General features: G+C 56.4%; 18 protein-coding genes. 6 read left to right on the top strand and 12 right to left on the bottom strand.

Annotated elements, in window-relative coordinates; all coding sequences use genetic code 11:
* Window positions 1-63: 63 nt before the first annotated feature.
* Window positions 64-1293: an alpha/beta hydrolase family protein gene (locus DC3_RS24395; RefSeq protein WP_146889690.1), complete on the top strand. Its 1230-nt coding sequence runs from the start codon at window positions 64-66 to the stop codon at window positions 1291-1293.
* 37 nt (window positions 1294-1330) lie between these two features.
* Here the strand turns inward: DC3_RS24395 and DC3_RS24390 are convergent, their stop codons facing one another.
* The 4 genes from DC3_RS24390 to DC3_RS24375 are packed head-to-tail and all read right to left on the bottom strand — an operon-like array spanning window position 1331 to window position 6865.
* Complete coding sequence (locus DC3_RS24390; protein ID WP_146889687.1) at window positions 1331-2839, bottom strand: ATP-binding cassette domain-containing protein; 1509 nt, start codon at window positions 2837-2839, stop codon at window positions 1331-1333.
* Window positions 2832-4448, bottom strand: coding sequence for a thiol reductant ABC exporter subunit CydD (gene cydD / locus DC3_RS24385; protein ID WP_146889684.1), 1617 nt, complete (start codon window positions 4446-4448; stop codon window positions 2832-2834). Before cydD ends, DC3_RS24390 begins: the two co-directional genes overlap by 8 nt.
* 3 nt (window positions 4449-4451) lie before the next feature.
* Window positions 4452-5471, bottom strand: a complete 1020-nt coding sequence (cydB, locus tag DC3_RS24380; protein ID WP_222594828.1) for a cytochrome d ubiquinol oxidase subunit II — start codon at window positions 5469-5471, stop codon at window positions 4452-4454.
* Complete coding sequence (locus tag DC3_RS24375; RefSeq protein ID WP_146889681.1) at window positions 5468-6865, bottom strand: cytochrome ubiquinol oxidase subunit I; 1398 nt, start codon at window positions 6863-6865, stop codon at window positions 5468-5470. Before DC3_RS24375 ends, cydB begins: the two co-directional genes overlap by 4 nt.
* 686 nt (window positions 6866-7551) lie before the next feature.
* On the opposite strand from DC3_RS24375, the gene cphA reads away from it, so the two are divergent.
* Both cphA and DC3_RS24365 read left to right on the top strand, forming a co-directional pair.
* A complete protein-coding gene (cphA, locus tag DC3_RS24370; protein ID WP_146889678.1) occupies window positions 7552-10371 on the top strand; it encodes a cyanophycin synthetase in 2820 nt (939 codons plus the stop codon).
* An 89-nt stretch (window positions 10372-10460) separates the two neighbouring features.
* On the top strand, window positions 10461-10700 hold the full coding sequence (locus tag DC3_RS24365; RefSeq protein WP_146889675.1) for a hypothetical protein: 240 nt from the start codon (window positions 10461-10463) through the stop codon (window positions 10698-10700).
* Between the two features lie 59 nt (window positions 10701-10759).
* Here the strand turns inward: DC3_RS24365 and DC3_RS24360 are convergent, their stop codons facing one another.
* The 4 genes from DC3_RS24360 to DC3_RS24345 form a co-directional block, all read right to left on the bottom strand.
* Window positions 10760-11227 carry an HPP family protein gene (locus DC3_RS24360; protein ID WP_146889672.1) on the bottom strand — a complete coding sequence of 156 codons (468 nt, stop codon included), beginning with the start codon at window positions 11225-11227 and terminating at the stop codon, window positions 10760-10762.
* Window positions 11228-11335: 108 nt separating this feature from the next.
* The gene (locus DC3_RS24355; RefSeq protein WP_146889670.1) at window positions 11336-11650 is read right to left on the bottom strand and encodes a YbbN family protein; all 315 of its coding nucleotides are present in this window, start codon (window positions 11648-11650) and stop codon (window positions 11336-11338) included.
* On the bottom strand, window positions 11643-12191 hold the full coding sequence (locus DC3_RS24350) for a CGNR zinc finger domain-containing protein (RefSeq protein ID WP_146889667.1): 549 nt from the start codon (window positions 12189-12191) through the stop codon (window positions 11643-11645). The genes DC3_RS24355 and DC3_RS24350 overlap by 8 nt, the downstream gene beginning before the upstream one ends.
* A 45-nt stretch (window positions 12192-12236) precedes the next feature.
* Window positions 12237-12710 carry an HPP family protein gene (locus DC3_RS24345; protein ID WP_146889664.1) on the bottom strand — a complete coding sequence of 158 codons (474 nt, stop codon included), beginning with the start codon at window positions 12708-12710 and terminating at the stop codon, window positions 12237-12239.
* 175 nt (window positions 12711-12885) lie between these two features.
* Here DC3_RS24345 and DC3_RS24340 point away from each other — a divergent pair, with 175 nt between their 5' ends.
* The 3 genes from DC3_RS24340 to DC3_RS24330 all read left to right on the top strand — a co-directional run bounded on the left by DC3_RS24340 (window position 12886) and on the right by DC3_RS24330 (window position 15140).
* The gene (locus DC3_RS24340; RefSeq protein WP_146889661.1) at window positions 12886-13761 is read left to right on the top strand and encodes a pyridoxamine 5'-phosphate oxidase family protein; all 876 of its coding nucleotides are present in this window, start codon (window positions 12886-12888) and stop codon (window positions 13759-13761) included.
* A complete protein-coding gene (locus tag DC3_RS24335; protein WP_146889659.1) occupies window positions 13758-14192 on the top strand; it encodes a VOC family protein in 435 nt (144 codons plus the stop codon). The genes DC3_RS24340 and DC3_RS24335 overlap by 4 nt, the downstream gene beginning before the upstream one ends.
* Before the next feature lie 609 nt (window positions 14193-14801).
* Window positions 14802-15140: a L5-gp82 domain-containing phage-derived protein gene (locus tag DC3_RS24330; RefSeq protein ID WP_146889656.1), complete on the top strand. Its 339-nt coding sequence runs from the start codon at window positions 14802-14804 to the stop codon at window positions 15138-15140.
* A 27-nt stretch (window positions 15141-15167) separates the two neighbouring features.
* On the opposite strand, the gene DC3_RS24325 is transcribed toward DC3_RS24330, so the two are convergent.
* The 4 genes from DC3_RS24325 to DC3_RS24310 form a co-directional block, all read right to left on the bottom strand.
* A complete protein-coding gene (locus DC3_RS24325; protein WP_146889653.1) occupies window positions 15168-15467 on the bottom strand; it encodes a hypothetical protein in 300 nt (99 codons plus the stop codon).
* 83 nt (window positions 15468-15550) lie between these two features.
* Window positions 15551-16606 carry an endo alpha-1,4 polygalactosaminidase gene (locus DC3_RS24320; RefSeq protein WP_146889650.1) on the bottom strand — a complete coding sequence of 352 codons (1056 nt, stop codon included), beginning with the start codon at window positions 16604-16606 and terminating at the stop codon, window positions 15551-15553.
* Window positions 16607-16986: 380 nt separating this feature from the next.
* On the bottom strand, window positions 16987-19422 hold the full coding sequence (locus tag DC3_RS24315) for an NHL repeat-containing protein (RefSeq protein WP_146889647.1): 2436 nt from the start codon (window positions 19420-19422) through the stop codon (window positions 16987-16989).
* 311 nt (window positions 19423-19733) lie between these two features.
* Window positions 19734-20309, bottom strand: a complete 576-nt coding sequence (locus DC3_RS24310; RefSeq protein ID WP_146889644.1) for a TetR/AcrR family transcriptional regulator — start codon at window positions 20307-20309, stop codon at window positions 19734-19736.
* Window positions 20310-20447 lie beyond the last annotated feature (138 nt).

Here is a 20447-nt window from a genome sequence, read left to right as displayed (position 1 = left end):
TGTCACGCGTTTGACACTGTCCTGCCATCACAGCGTCACTGCCGTACTCTAAACTCCACAGGCATGAGAAACCGGGTTCTGATTTTTTCACTGATGTCCCTGTTCGCCCTCTCTCCGGTGATGGAAGCTTCAGCACGGGTTTTGCAGCAGACCCCTGCCCCCAGAAGTGAGCAGCTGCACTTTCCTCAGCCCACAGGTCCATTTGGGGTGGGAAAACGCTCCCAGCTTTTTACCGATCCCAGCCGACCTGAAACCTTCACCGATGATCCTGCAGATGTCAGACAGTTGCCTGTCACGTTTTACTACCCCAGTCGAACATTGAAATCCCCTCAACCCTGGTTGCAGGGAAAAACCCTGGAAGCTCTGGCGCAGAGCAGCGGTCTGCCTCTGGCTGTGCTGTCGCAGCTGCAGGGTTATTCACAGGATGGAACCCCCATGGCTCCTGGCCGTTTCCCACTGGTGATCCTCTCGCATGGGATGGCTTCAACACCTTTTGTCAACACCACCCTTGCGGAAGAGCTTGCCAGTCAGGGTTTCGTGGTCGCTGCAGTGACCCACCCCTACAGTGCCCTCTTTGCTGTGCTGGGAGATCAGGTGGTCTTTCGCACGGACGGGGCAGACCTGTACCCTGACCCCACCCTCACCGATCCTGTCGAGCAATTTCTGGACCGACAGCAGCAGTATGAAAGGGTGCAGGAGGTGTGGATCAAGGATTTGCGATTCCTGATTCAGAAACTGCCCGTGGCTTCTGCCGTGCGCAACCATGTGGATGCCAGAAGCATTGCCGTGGTGGGCCACTCTTTCGGGGGGGTTGCTGCCCTGAGGGTCGCCTCGGAAGTGCAGGCAGCCATCAACATGGATGGGGGATTTGGCGGGGGTCCTCTGCAGGACACCCTCTCCCACACGCCAACCCTCACCACGGTCTCTGAAAGCACCCCCCGTGAACCTGAGGCCATCCCACCCGAAATGGAACCGGTCAGGGCCCAGCTGGAGAACATGCGAATTGGCAGATGGTTGAGGATCAGCCAGAGTCCAGGTTACGCCGCCTATCTTGAATTCAAGGGGGCAAACCACAACAGTTTTACGGATCTTGCTGTGCTCAATGCCCTCATTCCACCCCTGGCAAAACATCCAGCCTATGCCACAGGCTCTGCCGATCCGCTGAGAACCACCGCGACCCTGAACCGTGCGGTTCTGGCCTTTCTGAAATCTGCCCTGAAGGGACAACAACCTGACCTGAAGTCCCTCAACCTTGAGGGTGTGGAGGTGGTCGAACACCTGCCACAGAAATAAAAATCTGATCCCTGGCAGGTCTTGAACCTTCAGACCATCATTTGGCCACAGGTGATGGTCTGCCTCTGGTTTCTGTCCAGCTCACTGTTCTCCAGTCTTTTCCAAAAGGCCCTGTGTCATGGCTGATCACCACCACGGCACGTTCTCCGGCTTCCTGATGCAGGGTCTGGATGGTCTTTCTGGCTGTGGCTTCATCCAGATGGGCAATGGGTTCATCCAGAAGCAGGAAAGGGGAGGGGCGCAGCAAGGCCCTGAGCACCTGCATCCGTGCCATTTCACCGCCTGAAAGGTGCCTTCCAGCCTCTCCCAGCAGGGTTTCGGGCTGCAGATCAGTGAGGCCCATCTCCTTCACCAGTCTGTCGTTCCAGCCGTTCAGGTTTTCCTGTGCAGTGGCATCCAGAAGATAAGGTTCCTGTGGAGCCCAGGCGAAGAGGTTTTCCCGCGCTGGAGCATCACACAGGTCTCTTCCCTCCAGCAGGGCTTCACCTGATTCAAGTTCACGAAAGCCCAGCAGTTTCTCAAAGAGGGTGCTCTTGCCGATGCCGCTTGGCCCAGTGATCAGGATGCGGTCTCCGGGGCGCACAGTCACTTTCTGGCCTGTGGGCAGGGCAAAAATCAGCACCTCTCCAGATGGACATTCAGATGCAGCAGCAGGCATGTGGTCTGGCAGTGCAATGCTCTGGACCTTCAGTTGCTCTGGGATGCGGTTCAAATAGGCCACCTGCACTTCTGAAGCGGCAACCACCCCCAGCCAGATCCCAGAAATCCATGCCAGAGGCAGGGCGGACTGAACCAGCAGGAACAGGACAGCAACCAGCGTAAGGGCCAGCACCAGTTCACGGGCCAGCATCAGAGCAGTCTGAAGGTGCTTCAACTGCACTTCCACGGTGCGGATCTGCTCGTCCAGCACAGCAGCATTCTGTGCGGTGGGGAGGTGCAGGAAACGCAGTTCAAGGCTGTGTTTCAGCTGGGTGCGGTACCGGGCACTGCGGGCATGCCTCAGCTGGATCAGGTGCTCCGTCCGCTGCATCATGGGCCTGCGTGTGAGCACCGGAACAAACACCAGGATCAGGATTGAGGCAGCCATCCACAGCAGGGCTGCAGCAGGCAGCAGCTTGAACAGAATGACAGAGGTCAAAGTGGTCACAGTCCAGGTGGTGAGTGCTGGCAGGTCCACCGTCAGAAAGCGGTTCTGCAGGGTTTCGGTGTCTTTGCGGATGCTCTCCAGTGCGTCTTGCCTCTGGTCTCCCATCAGGCGGTAGGTGAAACGGTCAAGAAAGCCCTGCATCACCTTCAGTCGGGTGGTTTCCACGCGGCGCAGGGTGACCTCGTGGGAGGTGAGGCGCTCCGCGTAACGCAGGGCAGCCCGTCCCAGGCCAAAAAAGCGCACAGTGGTCACAATGGGCATCAGGAGCAGGATGCTTTCCGGGTGCTGGGCTGCCCGGGAAAGCAGGTGCCCACTGCTGGTCATCAGTCCCACCCCAAAAAGGGCCATCAGGACACTGCACAGCACAGCAAGCAGGGGCATCCAGCGGGACTCAGGCATGGGTGGTTTCTCCAGAAAGGGCAAGCACTTTTGCGCCGGGAAACCGCAAAGCCCTGCGGTGGGTGATCAGGACCGAGGTTTTGTCTGTCATCAGGTCTTTCAGGATGGGGATCAAACGTTCCTCGGTTTGGGGGTCCAGGTGGGCGGTGGGTTCATCGAGCACCACCAGGGGGGCGTCTTTCAGGAAAGCACGGGACAGGGCCAGACGGGCACGCTCTCCCGCAGAGAGGTTGAGGGCCCCCTCGCTGAGGGGCAGGTCCAGACCACCCCGATGCTGAAGGGCTTCCCAGAGGTGGGTTCTTTTCAGGCTTTCCACCATTTCTGGGTCTGTGGCGTCAGGCCGTCCTGCTTGCAGGTTGTCCCGGATGGTTCCTGACACAAAAACCGGAAACTGTGAAACGTAGGCCACCCGTGCTTTCCATTCATCGGGGTGAATCAACTGCACAGAATGCCCTGCCAGCAGAATTTCACCCTCCGCCACATCTCGCATGCCCAGCAGGGCAGACACCAGGGTGGTTTTTCCCGATCCACTGGGTCCTGCAATGTTGAGGAGGCCACCAGAGGGCACGGAGACATTCAGGCCCTGCAGCAGCATCCCGGTTCCTCGTGCAATGCTCACATTTCGCAACAGAATTTCTGGAGGCCGCTGCAAAATTTCTGTTCTTTCGGGTGCCTGCTTCCGGGGCTGATCCAGCCTAAGAACTTCAGGAAGCACAGCACGCGCTTCCATGAAAGCATGGTGCTCACTGCCCAGGTTGCGCAGGCTCAGGAAGTACTCCGGGGTCAGCAGGAGCACGTACAGCGCAGGCAAATACTCCATCTTGCCTTCAAACACCCGAACCCCAATGGCAACAGCAACCAGAGCGGTGCTCAGGGTGGCCCCGAGCTCCAGCACAAAGCCAGAAAGAAAAGCCACCCTGAGCACCTGCATGGTTTTCACCCGCAGGCTGGAGTTGGCAGATTTCAACTCTGAAAGTGCCTTGTGCTGCCAGCCATAAGCCCGGATGATGGGCAGGTTGCGCATGGTCCGCACAAAGTGGGTGCTCAGCAGGCCCAGACTGCTGAATTGTTCCTCCTGATAGGCCTGCGCAGCGTAGCCGATCAGCACCATGAACAGGATGATCAGGGGACCGGTCACCATCACCAGCAGGGCAGAAACCCAGTCCTGGGTGAACATCACCACCAGAACCAGACCTGCCAGAACCGGACTGCTGGCAGCAACAGGCAGGAACCGCTCATGGAATTTGCTCACCTGCTCGATGCCTTCATCCAGCACACTGAGGGTTCTGCCCAGCACCTGCTGTTCATGGTGCTCGGTATTCTGTTGCATCTGGGACTGAAAAAGCTGCTGTCTCCAGTCGGTTTTGATGCGCTGGGCCTGCTGGAAGACCACCCGATCCCTCAGCACCTGCAAAGTCCCACGCAGAGCCCAGCACACCCCGATCCACAGGAGCAGGGTCCAGTCCTGGCGAAGCTCCAGCAGAACCGCATTCAGCACCCGGGCAGCGCAGAACCACATCACCAGGGTGAGCGCAGTCGTCAGCACCGCGAACAGTGCGCTGGTGACAGCAATCTGGTGGGTTCCTGCCCGGGTGAGAAAGGGTTTCACCGTTCAGTACCCTCCGTCCAGGGTTTGTGGGGTGACCCGTTTGCGGAACACCCAGTAGGTGTAAATCTGGTACCCAAGCACGAAAGGCAGCAAGGTGAGGGCCACCACCGTCATCACCTTGAGGGTGTAATCGCTGCTCGAAGCGTTGCGGATGGTCAGGCTCAGGGCCTCTCCCAGGGTGCTTGGCATGACGTTGGGATACAGACCTTCAAAGGCCACGACCGTTGCAAAGAGAATCATGGCACTGCCCGAAATGAACGCCAGAGCGTCGTTTTTGATCCGCAGGGCAATGGGAATGAAAAGGAAACACAGAATGGCAAGCAAGGGCAGGGTTCCGGGAACGAGGCCCATGCCATCGAACAGGTGGGTCTGGGAACGTCCGAGCCACGCAAAAACGGCCAGCAGGAGGCCTGCGGGCAGCCAGAACCTTTCGGCGGCCTTGTGGGCGCGGAGCCTGAGGGGATCGGTGGTTCTCAGGGACAGGAACAGGGCTCCGTGCAGGATGAAGACCACCACAGCAACCAGACCCCCGAGCAGGGCGTAGGGATGGAAAATCACATCCAGACCTCCCACCATGTTCTTGCTGGCGTCAATGGGCAGACCCCGCACAATGTTGGTGATGATCAGGCCCCACATGAAGGCAGGCAGGAACGACCCCAGGAAGATCATCAGGTCACACAGGTCGCGTTTGGCCGGACTGTGCACCTTGCCCCGGAACTCGATCCCGGCAATCCGCACGATGAGTCCGACCAGAATCAGGAACATGGGCAGGTAAAAACCGCTGAAGAGGGTGGCGTACCAGTCCGGGAAGGCTGCAAACATCGCTCCAGCCGCCGTGATGATCCAGACTTCATTGGCATCCCAGAAGGGGCCAATGCTGTTCAGGATCACCCGTTTTTCAGTGTCGTTTCTGCCCAGGATGGGGAGCAGCATCCCCACCCCGAAATCAAAACCTTCTAAAAAGAAATACCCGATGAACAGCACTGCGATCAGGATGAACCACAGAGATTGCAGATCCATCATTTCACCTCCACCAGTCGGCCTGTACCACTGCCGGAATTCTGGGGTCTGTCGTCGTTCTCTGCTTCAGCAGGGAAGGCGAGGGCGTAACGCCTGAGCATCACCACATCCACCACGGCAAGGACACCATAGATCACCGTGAAGCCAATCATGCTGATCCACACGTAGGTGCTGCTGATGGTCGGGGAAACGGCCTCCACGGTTTTCAGCAGGCCATACACCACCCAGGGCTGTCTGCCCATCTCCGTGACAATCCATCCTGCACTGTTGGCCACATAAGGCATGAAAAGCATCACCAGACTGAGGGTGAGGAGCAGGCGGTTGTTCTGCAGATTTCCCCTCCACCAGGACCACAGGCCCCACAGGCTCAGCAGAATGAAAGCCATGCCCAGACCCACCATGATGCGGAAGGCCCAGTACAGCACGGTCACCGGAGGAATGTAGTTTCCAGGGCCATATTTCGCTTCCAGCGTCTTCTGGAGTTCTTCAATGCCTTTGACTTCTCCTGTGGTGTTGTTGTGGGCCAGCACACTCAGCAGCAGCGGAAGTTTGATTTCACGCAGGGATTCCCCTTTTGCCTGGTCGATGATGGCAAAAAGGGAGAAACTGGCTGGCTGTTCGGTTTTCCACAGGGCCTCCATGGCGGCAAGCTTCATGGGCTGGTTTTCCGCCACGTGCTGGGCCTGTTTGTGGCCGGTGGTGGCGGCCATCAGGGAAAAGACCGCAGTGAAGATCAGGGCGATCTGGAAGGACTTCTGGAAGAACTCTGGACGGTTCTTTTTCAGCATGTGGTAGGCACTGATGCCCAGCACAAAAAGGCCTCCGGTGATGTACCCGCCCACCAGGGTGTGGGGCACCTGGCTTTGCACCTGTTCGCTCATGATCACGGCGAAGATGTCACTGAGCATGGGTTTGCCGTCCGTAAGGGTGTAGCCCACGGGCATCTGCATCCAGGCATTGGCGACCAGAATCCAGATCGCAGAGAGGGTTGAGCCGAGGGCGACAAGCCAGATGCTGGCCAGGTGCACCCATTTCGGGAGCCTGCCCCACCCGAATAGCCACAGGCCCAGGAAGGTGGATTCCAGAAAGAAGGCCATCAGGGCCTCAATGGCCAGAGGCACCCCGAAGATGTCTCCCACGAAGCGGGAGTACTCGCTCCAGTTCATGCCGAACTGGAATTCCTGAACGATCCCGGTGGCGACACCGAGGGCGAAATTGATCACGAAGAGTTTCCCAAAGAATTTTGCGAGGTCTTTGTACTGGGAATTGTCGGTGCGGTAATAAATGGTGTGAAAAATTGCGACCATGAAAGAGAGGCCAAGGGTGAGCGGGACAAACAGGAAGTGGTAGAGCGTGGTGATCCCGAATTGCCAGCGTGAAAGCAGGAGAGCATCCATGTGTCCATTTAATAATGTTGAGTTCATTTGTTGTAGGGTCGCCTGTCCCTTTTTAAACAGGACATGTCATTAGGACATTTGTCCTGATATTTAATAAATGTGAGTGGTAAACTCTGTTTTTCCGTAATTTGCCCGTAATGGCCCTATTGATCTGCGCCAAAGGAACTGTAGGTTTCTCAGGTGTCCTGACCGTTCCATTCGCGTTGCTCAGCAAAAAGCACTCTCAAGCTTTTTGCGAACATCAATAACTGTGGCCTTTCACGCTATCTCTGCAATGGTGGAAGAAAACCATTAATGAAGGTTCAAGTTTCTGGTGCCAGCTTACAGTGCTGCTACAGGTGCCTATCACATTTCTGTCACTGCCTGAGACTATTCTGACCTTGTCCATCTTTCGAAATGGTACAGCCCCAATTCAGTGGCCGGGCGTACAGTAGGGAAAAAACCAGAGGGGCCTGCAGGTCTGTGCTGGGCAACCCTGTCTTTCGTCAGATTTGTAAGGTTTTGCCAGAGCAACCATGAAAGGAGCGTGTTTGAACGGACCATTCATCTGGACCCCTGCAGGACCCCCAGGGTCTCACCCCAACATGGCTCCTGCTCCCTGAATTGGCATCCGATTCCCCAAAGTTTTGCAGATGTTTGGAAGACGCACCGAACATCTCTTTTCCCACCTCTGTGAAAGGACTCCCATGACGTCTTCATCCAGCAAATCCAGCAAAAAAAGCAACCCCAGACCCATGAAGGTGCTGGAAAAACGCATTTACCGGGGACCCAACATCCACGGTTATGAGCCCATGATCCGCATCAAAATCGACCTCGGGACCCTGGAGGAATTTCCCAGCAATGCCATCCCCAACTTCACGGACCAGCTTCTGCAACTGGTTCCCACCCTGGAGGAACACACCTGCAGTTATGGTGAACGCGGTGGTTTTGTGCGCAGGCTCAGGGAAGGCACCTGGATGGGGCACATTGTGGAGCATGTCGCTCTGGAACTGCAGAATCTGGCAGGGACACCTGTGACCTACGGCAAAACCCGCAGTTACGGTGAACCTGTCGGTGTTTACAACATCATGTACAGCTACCGGGATGAGCGGGTGGGCCTGCTTGCCGGATACCTCGCCCTCAGAACGGTCAACTCCCTGCTGCCCAGACACCTCCAGGGTGTGCAGGACATTGAACTTCTGATCCCTGAGCAGGAACGCCTGCCTTTCAATCCCAAATCCTCGGTGAATTTCGAGGCAGAGCTTGAGGTGCTGTGTGATGTGGCCGCCCGCTATGCCCTGGGCCCCACCACCCGTTCTCTGGTGGAAGAAGCAAGACGCAGAGGCATCCCGACCATCCGTCTGGATGATTTCAGTCTGGTGCAGCTCGGGTACGGCAAGTACCAGCAGCGCATCCGGTCCAGCGTCACCTCCAGAACCTCCAATCTGGCGGTGGAAGCCGCCGGAGACAAGGACCTGACCCGTCAACTCCTGCAGCAGGTGAACCTTCCTGTGCCCGAAGGCAAGGTTGTTTACACCGACGATGAGGCAGTGGAAGTTGCCGAGGACATGGGATATCCCGTGGTCACCAAGCCCCTTGATGGCAACCACGGCAGAGGGGTCAACCTGGGACTGGACACGCCTGAAAAGGTGCGCTGGGGTTTCAAGGAGGCTTTCCAGCACTCCCGCCATGTGGTGGTGGAACAGCAGTTCAGGGGAAAAGACTACCGGGTCCTGATCATTGATGGCAAGCTGATCGCAGCTGCAGAACGGGTGCCCGCCCATGTGGTCGGCAATGGGCGGGACACCATCAAACAGCTGATCAAGCACGTGAACCGGGACCCCAGACGGGGCGAGGGCCACGAGAAGGTGATGACCAGAATCACCGTGGACAACCATGTGACCGCCCTGCTCGAACGCCTGGGCTATACCGTGGACTCCGTGCCGAAAAAAGGGGAGATGGTCTTCCTGCGGGAAACCGCCAACATGTCCACCGGAGGCACGGCCATCGATGTGACCGACGACGTGCACCCCGACAACAAACGCATCTGCGAATGCGCTGCACGCACCCTGGGGCTGGACATTGCTGGCATCGATCTGGTGGTGCCCGACATCCGCCATTCCATCCTGCAGACCGGAGGGGGCATTGTGGAGGTGAATGCCGGGCCAGGATTCCGCATGCACCTGGAGCCCAGCGAAGGCAAACCCCGCAACATTGCGGCACCTGTGCTGGACATGCTGTTCCCGAGTGGGGTTCCCTGCCGCATGCCCGTCGCAGCCATCACCGGAACGAACGGCAAAACCACCACCTCCCGCATGTTCTCCCGCATCCTCAAGTATGCCGGGTACACCGTGGGCCTCACCACCACCACCGGAATCTATGTGGATGGCAACCTCGTGGTTTCCGGGGACACCACTGGACCCAAAAGTGCCCGTGCTGTGCTGATGGACCCCACTGTGGACTTTGCCGTTCTGGAAACCGCCCGTGGGGGCATCCTCAGGGAAGGTCTGGCCTTTGAAGAGTGTGACATCGGCGCTGTGCTGAACGTGCAGGAAGACCATCTGGGCCTCAAAGGCATTGACACCATTGAAGACCTCGCCTGGGTCAAATCGCTGGTGGTGGAAGTGGTTTCAAAACACGGTCACAGCATCCTGAATGCCGATGATCCGCTGGTGCTGGGAATGAAGGAAAAAGCCGGAGGCAAGAAGATCTTCTTCACCATGAACCCGGAAAATGAAGCCGTGCAGGAGCACCTGCAGTCGGGTGGCACGGCCATCATCTGTGAGCCTCACCTCCAGCCTGGCCTGGAAACCGCCAGTCAGGCCCAGAATGGTGCAGAGTGGATTGTGATTCACAGAGGGCAGCACATCACCCCGGTGATGCCTGTTCACGAAATTCCGGCCACCATGGAAGGTCTGGCCCGCATGAACATCGAAAACGCCCTGGCTGCAGTGGGCATGGCAACGGCTGCGGGTGTGTCCACCGAGACCATCCGCAATGCCCTCTCCACCTTCCAGACCAGCTATGAACAGAGCCCTGGTCGCCTGAACTTCTATCACGGCCATCCTTTCACGGTGATGATGGACTACGCCCACAACCCGGCAGGCCTCACCCACCTGAAAAACCTGATCACTGGCCTCAAGAAGAACCACAACCGCATCATCGGGGTGCTGAGTGCCTCTGGAGACAGGCGCGACCAGGACATCCTGAAGATGGGCCGTCTGGCAGGCGAGATGTTCGACGAACTGATCCTCAAGGATGACGATCTGCGGGGCAGAAAAGCAGGAGAGGCCCAGAAACTGCTGGAACAGGGGGCGCGGGAGGCAGGCATGAAGGGGGCTTGCATCCACCACATCACCCCGGAAACGGAAGCCGTGGCCACCGCACTGCGCATTGCCCAGCCCGGAGATCTGGTGGTGGTGCTTGCCACCGAGATTGACCCGGTCTGGAACCAGATCCGCAACTTCAACAGTCAGAAGTGGGCCAGACTTGTGGGTGAAGACACACCATCGGTCCAGAATTCCTGAACGCGGTTCATGCAGGGCCCCTGCTCTGCATGAAACCTTGCTGTCTGAGGGGATGTCGCTCTTTACCCTGAGGTCGGTAGGAGGCTCAAATGACATCTGCAACCGACAATCAGAATGTGCAGGAATTCAAAAACCTGATCCGTTACCGCCTGCAGGAAAACATCATGGACCGTGGAGAATTCGGGGTGGAAGAAACCCTCGATGAGGTCACCCACCTGTTCGGTCTGTTTTACCGCAAGTTCAAAGAGCGCCTGGGAGAAGACCAGGTGGAAGAGCTCGCTTCAGAAGTCCTGAAAGAGATGAAACAGGAAACCCACCAGATGACCTGACCCCGGGGATCTGAGGGCCGCACTGGCTTCGAGTGCGGCCCTCTTTTTGTGGTCGGCTTTCACCACAGGGATTTCGGGTAGTGTTGTCTCGCCCCAAAACGGTGGTAGATCATGCCCACCATGACCAGCAGTGCTGTTCCCGGAAGCAACGAAGAGAGCAGGAATCCCATGTGGGGTGCCGCCTGCACAATCACCAGGGATGTGGCCCCCGCAGGTGGATGAAGGGTGCGGGTCAGCATCATCAGTGCAATGGACAGACCCACCGCCGTCCCCTGAGAAACCGGTGTGTCTCCCAGCAGGTGCAGCACGCCAAAACCCACCAGTGCGGCCAGCAGGTGCCCACCAATGATGGCCCTGGGCTGGGCCAGTGGGCTTTCGTGCAATGCAAAGAGGATCACTGCACTGGCAGCGAGAGGGGCAAAAAGAACGGTGAAATGGGTCAGGTTGGTGATGAGGCTCAGGGACAGAATGCCCAGAAATGCACCTGCAAAAGCCAGCAATGAAGGACGAAATCGAGGACGGGACATCGGGCCACCTCCATGAAGCAAGACGCCGTTTCAAGATAGTGGACCCGCAGAGGGAATTCAAGCGAGGTCAAGGGCAAAACGGAAATTCGTTTAGACACCTGGGCCTGTTCAGCTTTCAGCCTGAAGCCCTCCTGAGGAAATGGCCTCCAGGCGCTGAAGCAGCAGGGGAGCAGGGTGCAGACCCCTGAGCCTGAAGCGCAGTTCACCCAAATGGTAGAAGAACAACTGGGGTGCACTGTAAACGCCCAGGCCATCACAGAAATCCAGGTGTCGCTCGACGCTCAGGACATGAAAGGAGAGGCCCAGGGACTCCAGCAGGTTGTGCATTTGCCTGCTTTCTGCGGACCACTCTTTGTGGAACAGCACCAGAGTCGTGTGGTGCTGGATGTGCGCAGCGTAGGTTTCAGGGGTCAGGTCAGCCATGGGGTTCTCCTGATCTGCGTTGTTTCTGCACAAAACGGGTGGCCTTGGCCCGGTTGCCACAGGTGGCCATGCTGCACCACCTGCGGGAATTGTTTTTGCTGGTGTCAAAGAAATGCAGGATGCACTGGTGGTTCGAGCAGGCCTTGATGCGCTCTGGACTTTCTCGCAGGAGTTCGGTGTAATTCTGTGCGGCAAGCCATGCGGGTTTCCAGGCGGCATCCACCACCACCTGTTCCGAGACGCCAGTGGGATCAAGGGCTGTGCGGAGGTGTCCACGGGCGAGCACCTGACTGAGGGCCAGATAGGCGACCGGATTTTCAGGGTCTCTGAGCAGGGTTCGGAGGGCAGAGCGTGTGGCGATCAGGTTGCTGCGCACCGCCTGAAGGTCCTGTTCGGCGACCTTCAGACCATGGTCTGCAAGCCAGGAAAGGGTGCCTTCCAGATCTGCAAGTTGGTCCTGCCGGACCCCACTGGACATGAATTCACAGTTCACCAGATCCAGTGAGAGGGGTTCGGAAGTGACAGGGCGCAGCAAGGTCATGGTCACATGGTAAACGATTTAGCCGGTTAGATTGTGGCGAATGCATCACCACCAGAATTTTGGATAGCTGCGTCTGGCAGCAAAGCGGTGGTACAGCACACCAAGGAGCACCAGCAACACCGTTCCTGGGAGCAGGGGAGACAGCAGAAACTCCACAGGTGGTGCCGTTTGCAGGATCACCAGTGGGGTGGCTCCAGCAGGTGGGTGCAGCGTACGGGTGAGCATCATCAGGGCAATGGAAAGACCCACGGCCGTCCCCTGGGCCAGTGGCGTGTTCCCCATCAGGTGCAGCAGACCAAAGCCGACCAGGGCACTGACCAGATGTCCTCCAATGATGGCTCTGGGTTGGGCCAGTGGACTCTCATGCACCGCAAAGAGCAGAACGGCACTGGCTCCCAGAGGTGCAAAGAGCACAGACAGGTGGCTGAAACGGGTGATGAGAGCCAGAGAAAAGATGACCAGAAAGGCTCCGGAAAAGGCCAGCAGTGGTGGCAGGGTGCGCTGGATCAGGGTGTTCATTTAACCTCCTAAACTATTCTTGAAGGTTAATCCTATGGGCATTTCCCTGGAATGTCAAGTTCAAGGTGTGGGAATCGTACAAAATATAACCACGTAAATCCTCTTGACAGGTTAAAGGTAGACCGCTATCCTGACCTTAACCAGCTAAATCAATTTGACTGGTTGAAAGGTGAACATGGAAACAGGCTACCATCCAGGTGAAAAGCACCTCCAGGGCCGCATGGGAGAACTTGCTGTGGCTGCAAAAGTCGGACAGATGATCACCCCGGTCATCCCTCCAGCAGCGATTCAGTTTCTGCGTGAACAGTTCTTTGTGGTCACCGCGACCCTGCAAGAAGACCAGATCCCATGGCCTGACCTTTTGCTGGGCCATCCTGGTTTTCTTCAGGCCACAGGACCCTCCACCCTGCACATCTCAGGAATAGGGCAGGACCGTGGATTTCAGCTGGGACAGGAAATCGGGACGCTCACCCTGCAACCCCACACCCGCAGAAGGATGCGTCTGAACGGGACCGTCACCTCACTGGAGGCAGGACTGACCATCGAGGCCCACCAGGTGTATTCCAACTGCCCGAAGTACATCCAGGCCCGCACTTTTGAGCCCCGGACCCGCCCTGAACCACAGACCCTGCACCTGACAGCCCTGGACCCCACGACCCTGAGGATCATTGAGCAGGCAGACACCTTTTTTGTGGCATCAGGGGCAAGAGGATACGGAGCAGACGCCTCCCACAGGGGTGGACATCCAGGGGTCATCAAAGTGCAAGACGCCCAGACCCTGAGCTTCCCGGATTTCTCCGGGAACCGCATGTACAACACCCTCGGGAACCTGCACCTCAACCCAAAGGTTGGCCTGCTGTTTGTGGACTTTGCAGATGGACATGTCCTGAGGCTTCTGGGAAAAGCAGAAGTGCTGATTGGCGAGGACCTGTCCCGAACGGTGGAGGTTCACCTGGAGGCTGCAGATTTGACGCAGCATGCCTTTCCATACCATCAGAGGTTTCTGGGTTACAGCCCACACATTCCCAGATCAGAAGGAGAACACCCATGAAATTTGCACACATTGGACTGAGCGTGACCGAACTGAACAGAGCCGTGTCTTTCTACCAGCAGGTGTTCAACCTGAACCCCACCCGCATCCACGACGAAGGAAACCAGAAGTACGCTTTCCTGATCAACGACCAGGGTGTGATGATCACCCTGTGGCAGCAAAGCGATCAGGGATTCAACCCCCAGCATGCAGGACTCCACCATCTGGCTTTAACCGTGGGATCTGAACAGGAACTGCTGGACGTGGAACAGCGTGCAAAAGCAGCAGGAGCAGAATTCGTGTATGACGGTCCAGTGGCCCATGCAGAAGGGGGGGCTTCTGCAGCGATATTCTTCAGGGACCCGGATGGCACCCGTCTGGAAGTCATGACTCCACAGGCTCCTGGCTACAAAGCGGCCAGAACCGATGCTCCGAGTTGTGGATTCTTCTGACCCAAAATGAACCCACCCGTGGGCCTGGGTGGGTCAGGAGGAATGAGGAGAAAGATGTCTTGACCACAACATCTTTTTGTTGACTCAGATTAGTGGAAAAGGTCTGACAGAAGTCTTAATGTCAGGGTGAATGGTGCAACAGGAGCATCATGAAATAGAAGTGATGTTTTCTGCGAACTGCCAGAGAAAATCAATCATGGCTTGTGAACAGAAAACTTTACCAGGAACCTGAAGAAAATTGCAAAAAATCCTACACTTCAATTGTTTTCCAGGTCACCAGGATTTCTCTATGTTCATCTGGGGACCGCAATGAACATTCAAAGCAACTACCTTGAATGCAGGTCCACCAGGACCAGATCAGGAGGTCTCACATGAAAAAGAAAATTCTGCCCGTGCTTTTCCTCGCCGCCCTGTATGGAAGTCAGGCCCTTGCCAGTTACCAGTCCTGGGCTGGCGGCGTTCCCGGACACTGAACCCATTCAAACCCATCCGGAAGGCTCCTGTGAATGCAGGAGCCTTTCTCCAATGGACAGACCAGCAACAGCAATCATCCCCACTGCCACATTCCTGCTCACCCTGATACGCTGGGGGTAAAGGACAGGAACCAGCATGATCCGGGTCGCCCGCAACCTGCACAAAAAACAGTACAGCCTGCGAGAGGGCAAAAAGGTGGTCGGATATGCCACCAACCTTACGCTGCAAAACTGCACCTTCGAGGTCAATGAAACCACCAGGCAGCGCATTCTGCGCACCCGCCAGAAAGAAGTCCATGCCTTTGTGGTGGGAGAGCCCATCGAGGACCAGACCATGCCTGAAGGGACCATCCAGATCAGCTACAACCCTTTCAAACAGGGAAAGTTTTACCGCAAGGACAATGGAGAAACCATTTCCAGAGCCAGTGTGATTTACTTCACTCCAGAAGGGGTTTTTGGACTGGAAGTGTCGTGATCAGCAAGGCTGTCCAGGTTGAATTCTTCACTTCATCATGCTGCCTGCAAAAGCGATGAACAACTGGTTCATCACCGTGAAGGCCTGAAGCATGATGACATCTGATCCATTGGTGAAAAGGGTGATGGTGCTGTTGTCCTGTTGTTTCGCATCTAAGATGCTGTAGCCTTTTTTCTTCAAATAACTGATCCCATTGGTGGCAAAGGTGGCTGCCCCATCATGATTGTGCAACTCGAACAATTCCAGATACTTCACTTTTGTGGTCATGTTGGCCATGAAATTGGATTTGTAGGTCCGGTAGAAGATGCCGCATTTGAGATGCCGCATTTGAAAAGACGCTCTGAGTATCTCCAGAGCGTCATTGAAAAACAAGATTCAGAACCAGCAGGAACTGCACAGAGAGGCTTTCTTTACCAGGTGCCAAAACCACATGTTGTGGGGTTGGCATTGGCATCTGGAGAACCTCCATTGTCGTACTGGGAACCCGAGACATTCAGATGCAAAGCGCTTGCCACCTGCTGGCGGCTTCGGGAATCGGTGCTGCTGTATTTTCCACTTTTGAAGGTGCTGCAGCTCTGGACCAGATATTCTCGAACAAAAATCGGCTTGTTCAGGTCCTTGAAGGGCTTCATTTCGCCGCATTCCTGGTATTTGAAGCACTCCTCATTGATGATTCCATCGTAAATTCGGGCCAGGCCAGGCTTCCCTGCGGGCACATCCTCTGCACCATCGGAAATCTGCCCAAGGTCGTTTTTCAGCAGGATTTTCAGGCCCAGATTGTGCGCAGTGCTGGCCAGCCACACGTTGTAGTTGTACTGGTCGGTGGCAGAAATCCCAGAAACGTTGGCATATGCATCAATGTTGTCTGGCTCGATGGCATCACACCCCAGGGTTTTCATGCGCTGCATGTGTTCGTTCATGATGCGGCGCAAGAGGACATGCTCAGCGGTGCTGCTGGACGCTGTGAATCCACCAATCCTGTAAACATACTCATCCCAGCCGGGAAGCTGACTGCCTGCGAGGTTCCTGAAGGTGATCTGGTCTCCGGTCAGCTGTCGGGTCTGGCCACCAAAGGTGTAACTGGTTTTGCCATTTTGAATGGCTGTGGAAACCGCCTGAGCTTCCGACACATTGCCTGACCCATTGGTGAGCACCTTGTTGATGTTGAGGCGGCTGAAGTTGTCATATTCCCATGTGCCTGCACTGAAGTAACACAGCACAGGTTTTCCCAGGTTGTGCAGGCTGGTGACACTGACTGAAGTGGCATTCCAGGCGTCCTGACTGACCACCTGAGAGGCGGAAGATGTGAGGACTTTTGCGATGCGGTAATCCCAGGATCTGGGCACCTGTGGGGATGCAAAGATGTTCGGAACAGCCTGTTTTGCAGAAGTTTCGGACGTCTGGGAGTGGGTCTGGGAGCAGGCAACAAGGGCAAGGGTGAAAATCAGGGTGGGAATTTTTCTCATATGGACTCCTTTTCAGGCCGAGACCTGGGGTTTAAAGCCGAAGGCAAAAAGCAAAGGTGAAGGCAGAAAGCAGAAGGCATTTGTAGGGGCGAGGCGTGCCTCGCCCTGTTGCCAGAAATCCTGAACGACCTCTTCATCGTAAGCTGCATCTTCTTCTGCGATCGAAAGAACACCCGCCTGTGTGTTTTTGCTCTATTGATGTTCGCAAAAAGCACTGCAGTGCTTTTTGCTGAGCAACGCGAATGGAACGGTCAGGACACTTGAGAAACGTACAGTTCTTTTGGGGTAGATCCATAGGCCCTTGGCCCTCGGCACGGCACAACGACATTTCACGAGAAAAGCCCAGAGGAGCATGTCATCCTCTGGACCATTGTGCCCTCTTACAGGGGGTTGGACACTGCAATGCCCACGGTGTACTGGGTGGACTGGTTCAGGATGAGGTTGGGGGTGGTGGAGGGTGTGCCAGAAACGGCGGGGAAGCGCACCACGCTGCCTGAGGTGGTGGTTGAGCCTGTGGAATTGACCACCCAGAGGTTTCCGAGGGCGTCCACATCCACATCAAAGGGGCTGTAGAGGTTGCTGGTGTAGGTGGCCAGAATTCTGGAGTCTGCGTTTGCAGAGAATTGGCTCAGGGTGAGATTGGTGGTGTCCAGTCGGACGGCCTTGCTGCTGGTGCCTTCGTTCCCCACCACGTACAGGTTGCCCTGAGCATCAAAGGTCAGGCCTTTGGGGTTCAGTCCAGTCACACTCCAGACCAGATCGGGAGCCTGGTTGCTTGTGGCGGTCAGAGGGCTGGTGTACATGGTGATCAGGCCATAACTGGTGGTGACCCACAGGCGGTTCTGACTGTCGATGGCCGCACGGAAAGGATAACCATAGCTGCTGGCCGGGAAATCAAAGCCCGAGGTGGGAGTGGTGGCATTCGGTGCAAAGCGGTTGATTCTGGGGGTTCCGCGCACGGTGCCTGTCCAGTCCAGCGCGCTGCTGACCACCCACAGGTTGTTCGAGCTGTCCAGTGCGGCACTGGTGGGATAGTTCAGCCCGGTCAGGGTCTGCAGAGGTTCACTGAGGCTGAAGGGGGCGTACTTGAGGATTCGACCTGCAGGCTGAGGTGCAGCGGGGTTGCCCACGTTTTCCACCACGAACTGGGTGCCATCTGCAGCCACCGCGATGTCGTAAGGCTGGGAGATGCCGCTGGCTTTTCGGTTCTCTGTGCTGGTGCCCGTCAGGTTTCCCTGCGTGTCGTAGGCTGCAACGGTGCCATTTCCAGCGTTGGCAATCCACACGGTTTCGCCATTGACATTCACCACGTTCAGGCGAAGATCGTAGCGCATGCTCTCTCCAGCGCTGGTGGCAATCACAGGAACGATGTAGGTTTTCAGGGCAGTGGTGGATGCAATGTTGAGGGTCAAGCTGACCTGGGTCGTGGGGCCAGGGGTCACCTGGGTGCTGCTGAAACTGCCGGTCACACCCGCTGGAAGTTTGCCAAAGCGCAGTTTTACCGGACTGGTGTAGCCGTTGACCGCTCCCACGTTCAGGGTGGTGCTGGTGCTGGTTCCGGGTCTGGCGCTGACGGTTCTGGGCTGGAAGGTCACAGAGAAATCAGAGGCAACGGTATATGTGTAATTTGCACATCCGGTGTAACTGCGGATCTGTGCGGTGCTGTCCGGGAAGGTGTAAAGCTTCTGGAAGTGGGCATCGGAATAGGCAGGAATCCATCCATGGGAACGGGAAACCTCATAAGACAGGCAGGAGAGATCGGTGCGGTCCGGGGTGGCGAAATCCTGGGCGAATACCACCCCTCCACGGGCAAGGTAGGCATCTGCATGCTGGTCCCGGTTGATGCGGTAGTTCTGGTCGGCAGTGCGCTGGGGCTCAGGGGTCTGGGCGTAATAAGAGGTCCAGCTCAGGTAGTTGGCCCCATTCAGGGTGGGGTGCGCCTCGGAGGTGGTTGGGGGCAGGTAACGGGTGGTGGCGACTTCGTGCATCACTGCGTCGATGTAACCCTCAGTGCCATCTCCACTGTTCTCACTGTCCAGCACCAGATCAAATCCGCCGTTTTGCACCAGAATCCCTGATGCATATGCAGCCCTGAGGGCTTTGATGGTCGCAATGTAGCCTGCCCGCATCTGGGCGTAAGTGGGGCGGTTTGCATACAGGATCAGGTTCTCGTTCTCGAAAACGGTTCCTGGCGTGCCTGCCCCGAAGAATTCAGCATCGTCTGCAGTGTCCAGAAAGAGGCCATCAAACTGTCTTGCCCACAGGGCCTGGGCCTGCTGTACCAGAAAGGCCCTTGCGTCTGCGTTGGTGAGGTCCAGCATCGGAGCCTGAAAATTCTTGTTCATGCCCACCACCCAGGACTGGGGAATCACGGGCGTTCCGGTGATGGTGTGGTTGTTGGGGTCTCCATTGCTCCACCCGAGCAGTTCCCAGCCCAGTTTGGGCACACCATTCACGTAGTAGGTGTTGTAAATGCCAATCTCACCGATGGAGAGGTAGGAGATGGCATAACCGATGGTTTGCAGGGCCTGGATCTGTTCATTGCTGACCGCATTGGGCTGCACGAAAGAGATGTCTCTTTTTTGCAGTTCATCCAGGTCTGCAGTGGTCGGGGTGGCATAAAAAGTGGCGTAGTTCAGCACTTTCAGGTTTCCCTGACTGTCCCTCAGGCGCGAAGGGGCTTTGTTCACCTGCTTTTGAACCTCCACCTGTGCCGTGTCAGAGAAAGCAGGGTCAGAGGAAACCCGGGGTGCAGATCCACAGGCGGCAAGCAGGCCAAGGCTGATGATGAGGGTCAGGGTTTTGATGGACTTCACGAGACAATACCTCCAGATGCCTGTCCCTGTCCGGGCAGGCGTGGTCGTTGATGCAGTTCTGATGGGCAGGAAAACGCAGGAGAGAATGCAGGTGTAATGGGAACTGCATTGAGAGTAGCATCCTTTATCGTCATAGTCAATCATATTGGTGATTTTTTTTGATCGAATATGACGGCAAGAGTGAACGCATATGAGTAGAACCACCTCTGGTCAGAAGGTGGTTCTGCTGGAGAAGGTGAGCTCACCTTGCCTGTCAATTGATGGAGGTCAGAGCAGCACTTTTCGTGAACTTCATGCCCTCTGTACAAGGCTTATGGTGCCTCTTCGAAAGACCCCAGCAGTGAAGGAAAGGCAGCAAACCGGGTTGCGAGAAGCTGAATTCGAGACTCAAGCACAGCCGTGCTGGGCCGATCTGCAAGCAGACCATCGACTGCAAGCAAGAAGACCTCGGTGCTCAGGGCATCCTCCAGGATGTAGAGGACGCATTCGTGCATGGCCTCGCGGTAAAGCTTTCCGGTTTCGGCATCCATCCGCTCACAGGTCTCAATGAATTCATGTCCCATGGGGGTGCCGAACATCTCGGACCAGGGCTCCAGCACCATCAAACGGCACACGATGAGCAGGCGTTTAAGGGGACTGCCTGGTCCCTGTGCGGCCTCTCTGGCTGCAGGATGACGGGAAACCATCAGGTCCACAAAGACGGCCTTATAGATGTCCTCCTTGTCCCTGAAGGTTCGATAAAGCAGGGTTCTGGACAGCCCTGACTGTCTGGCAATGTCTTCAAAGGATGTTTTTGCAAAACCGAAGTTCAGAAAGCACCAGCGTGCGGCATTCAAGATTCTGGAGCGCCGGGCTGCTGCTTCGCTGTCTGTGAGGGAGGGTGGCATAAAGACATATTGACAAAAAGTACATAAAATGTCTATATGTAATAACGCGGTTCAGGGGTGTTGCGTGACACAACCTGAACGGCAGTGGCTTGCTGGGCGTCTTCGGTTGTTCAGATCGGTGGCAACAGCCAGACAGGG

The organism is Deinococcus cellulosilyticus NBRC 106333 = KACC 11606 (assembly GCF_007990775.1).
GTDB lineage: Bacteria > Deinococcota > Deinococci > Deinococcales > Deinococcaceae > Deinococcus_C > Deinococcus_C cellulosilyticus.
This window is presented reverse-complemented; position numbering and strand designations above follow the sequence as displayed.

Bases quoted from the DNA above. Each gene is read 5' to 3' on its own strand.
- DC3_RS24390 (WP_146889687.1), bottom strand. From the start codon at position 2,839: ATGCCTGAGTCCCGCTGGATGCCCCTGCTTGCTGTGCTGTGCAGTGTC.
- DC3_RS24355 (WP_146889670.1), bottom strand. From the start codon at position 11,650: ATGGCTGACCTGACCCCTGAAACCTACGCTGCGCACATCCAGCACCAC.
- DC3_RS24335 (WP_146889659.1), top strand. From the start codon at position 13,758: ATGAAATTTGCACACATTGGACTGAGCGTGACCGAACTGAACAGAGCC.
- DC3_RS24360 (WP_146889672.1), bottom strand. From the start codon at position 11,227: ATGTCCCGTCCTCGATTTCGTCCTTCATTGCTGGCTTTTGCAGGTGCA.
- DC3_RS24340 (WP_146889661.1), top strand. From the start codon at position 12,886: ATGGAAACAGGCTACCATCCAGGTGAAAAGCACCTCCAGGGCCGCATG.
- cydB (WP_222594828.1), bottom strand. From the start codon at position 5,471: ATGATGGATCTGCAATCTCTGTGGTTCATCCTGATCGCAGTGCTGTTC.
- cphA (WP_146889678.1), top strand. From the start codon at position 7,552: ATGACGTCTTCATCCAGCAAATCCAGCAAAAAAAGCAACCCCAGACCC.
- DC3_RS24320 (WP_146889650.1), bottom strand. From the start codon at position 16,606: ATGAGAAAAATTCCCACCCTGATTTTCACCCTTGCCCTTGTTGCCTGC.
- DC3_RS24310 (WP_146889644.1), bottom strand. From the start codon at position 20,309: ATGCCACCCTCCCTCACAGACAGCGAAGCAGCAGCCCGGCGCTCCAGA.
- DC3_RS24345 (WP_146889664.1), bottom strand. From the start codon at position 12,710: ATGAACACCCTGATCCAGCGCACCCTGCCACCACTGCTGGCCTTTTCC.
- DC3_RS24330 (WP_146889656.1), top strand. From the start codon at position 14,802: ATGATCCGGGTCGCCCGCAACCTGCACAAAAAACAGTACAGCCTGCGA.
- DC3_RS24365 (WP_146889675.1), top strand. From the start codon at position 10,461: ATGACATCTGCAACCGACAATCAGAATGTGCAGGAATTCAAAAACCTG.
- DC3_RS24375 (WP_146889681.1), bottom strand. From the start codon at position 6,865: ATGGATGCTCTCCTGCTTTCACGCTGGCAATTCGGGATCACCACGCTC.
- DC3_RS24325 (WP_146889653.1), bottom strand. From the start codon at position 15,467: ATGCGGCATCTCAAATGCGGCATCTTCTACCGGACCTACAAATCCAAT.
- DC3_RS24395 (WP_146889690.1), top strand. From the start codon at position 64: ATGAGAAACCGGGTTCTGATTTTTTCACTGATGTCCCTGTTCGCCCTC.
- DC3_RS24350 (WP_146889667.1), bottom strand. From the start codon at position 12,191: ATGACCTTGCTGCGCCCTGTCACTTCCGAACCCCTCTCACTGGATCTG.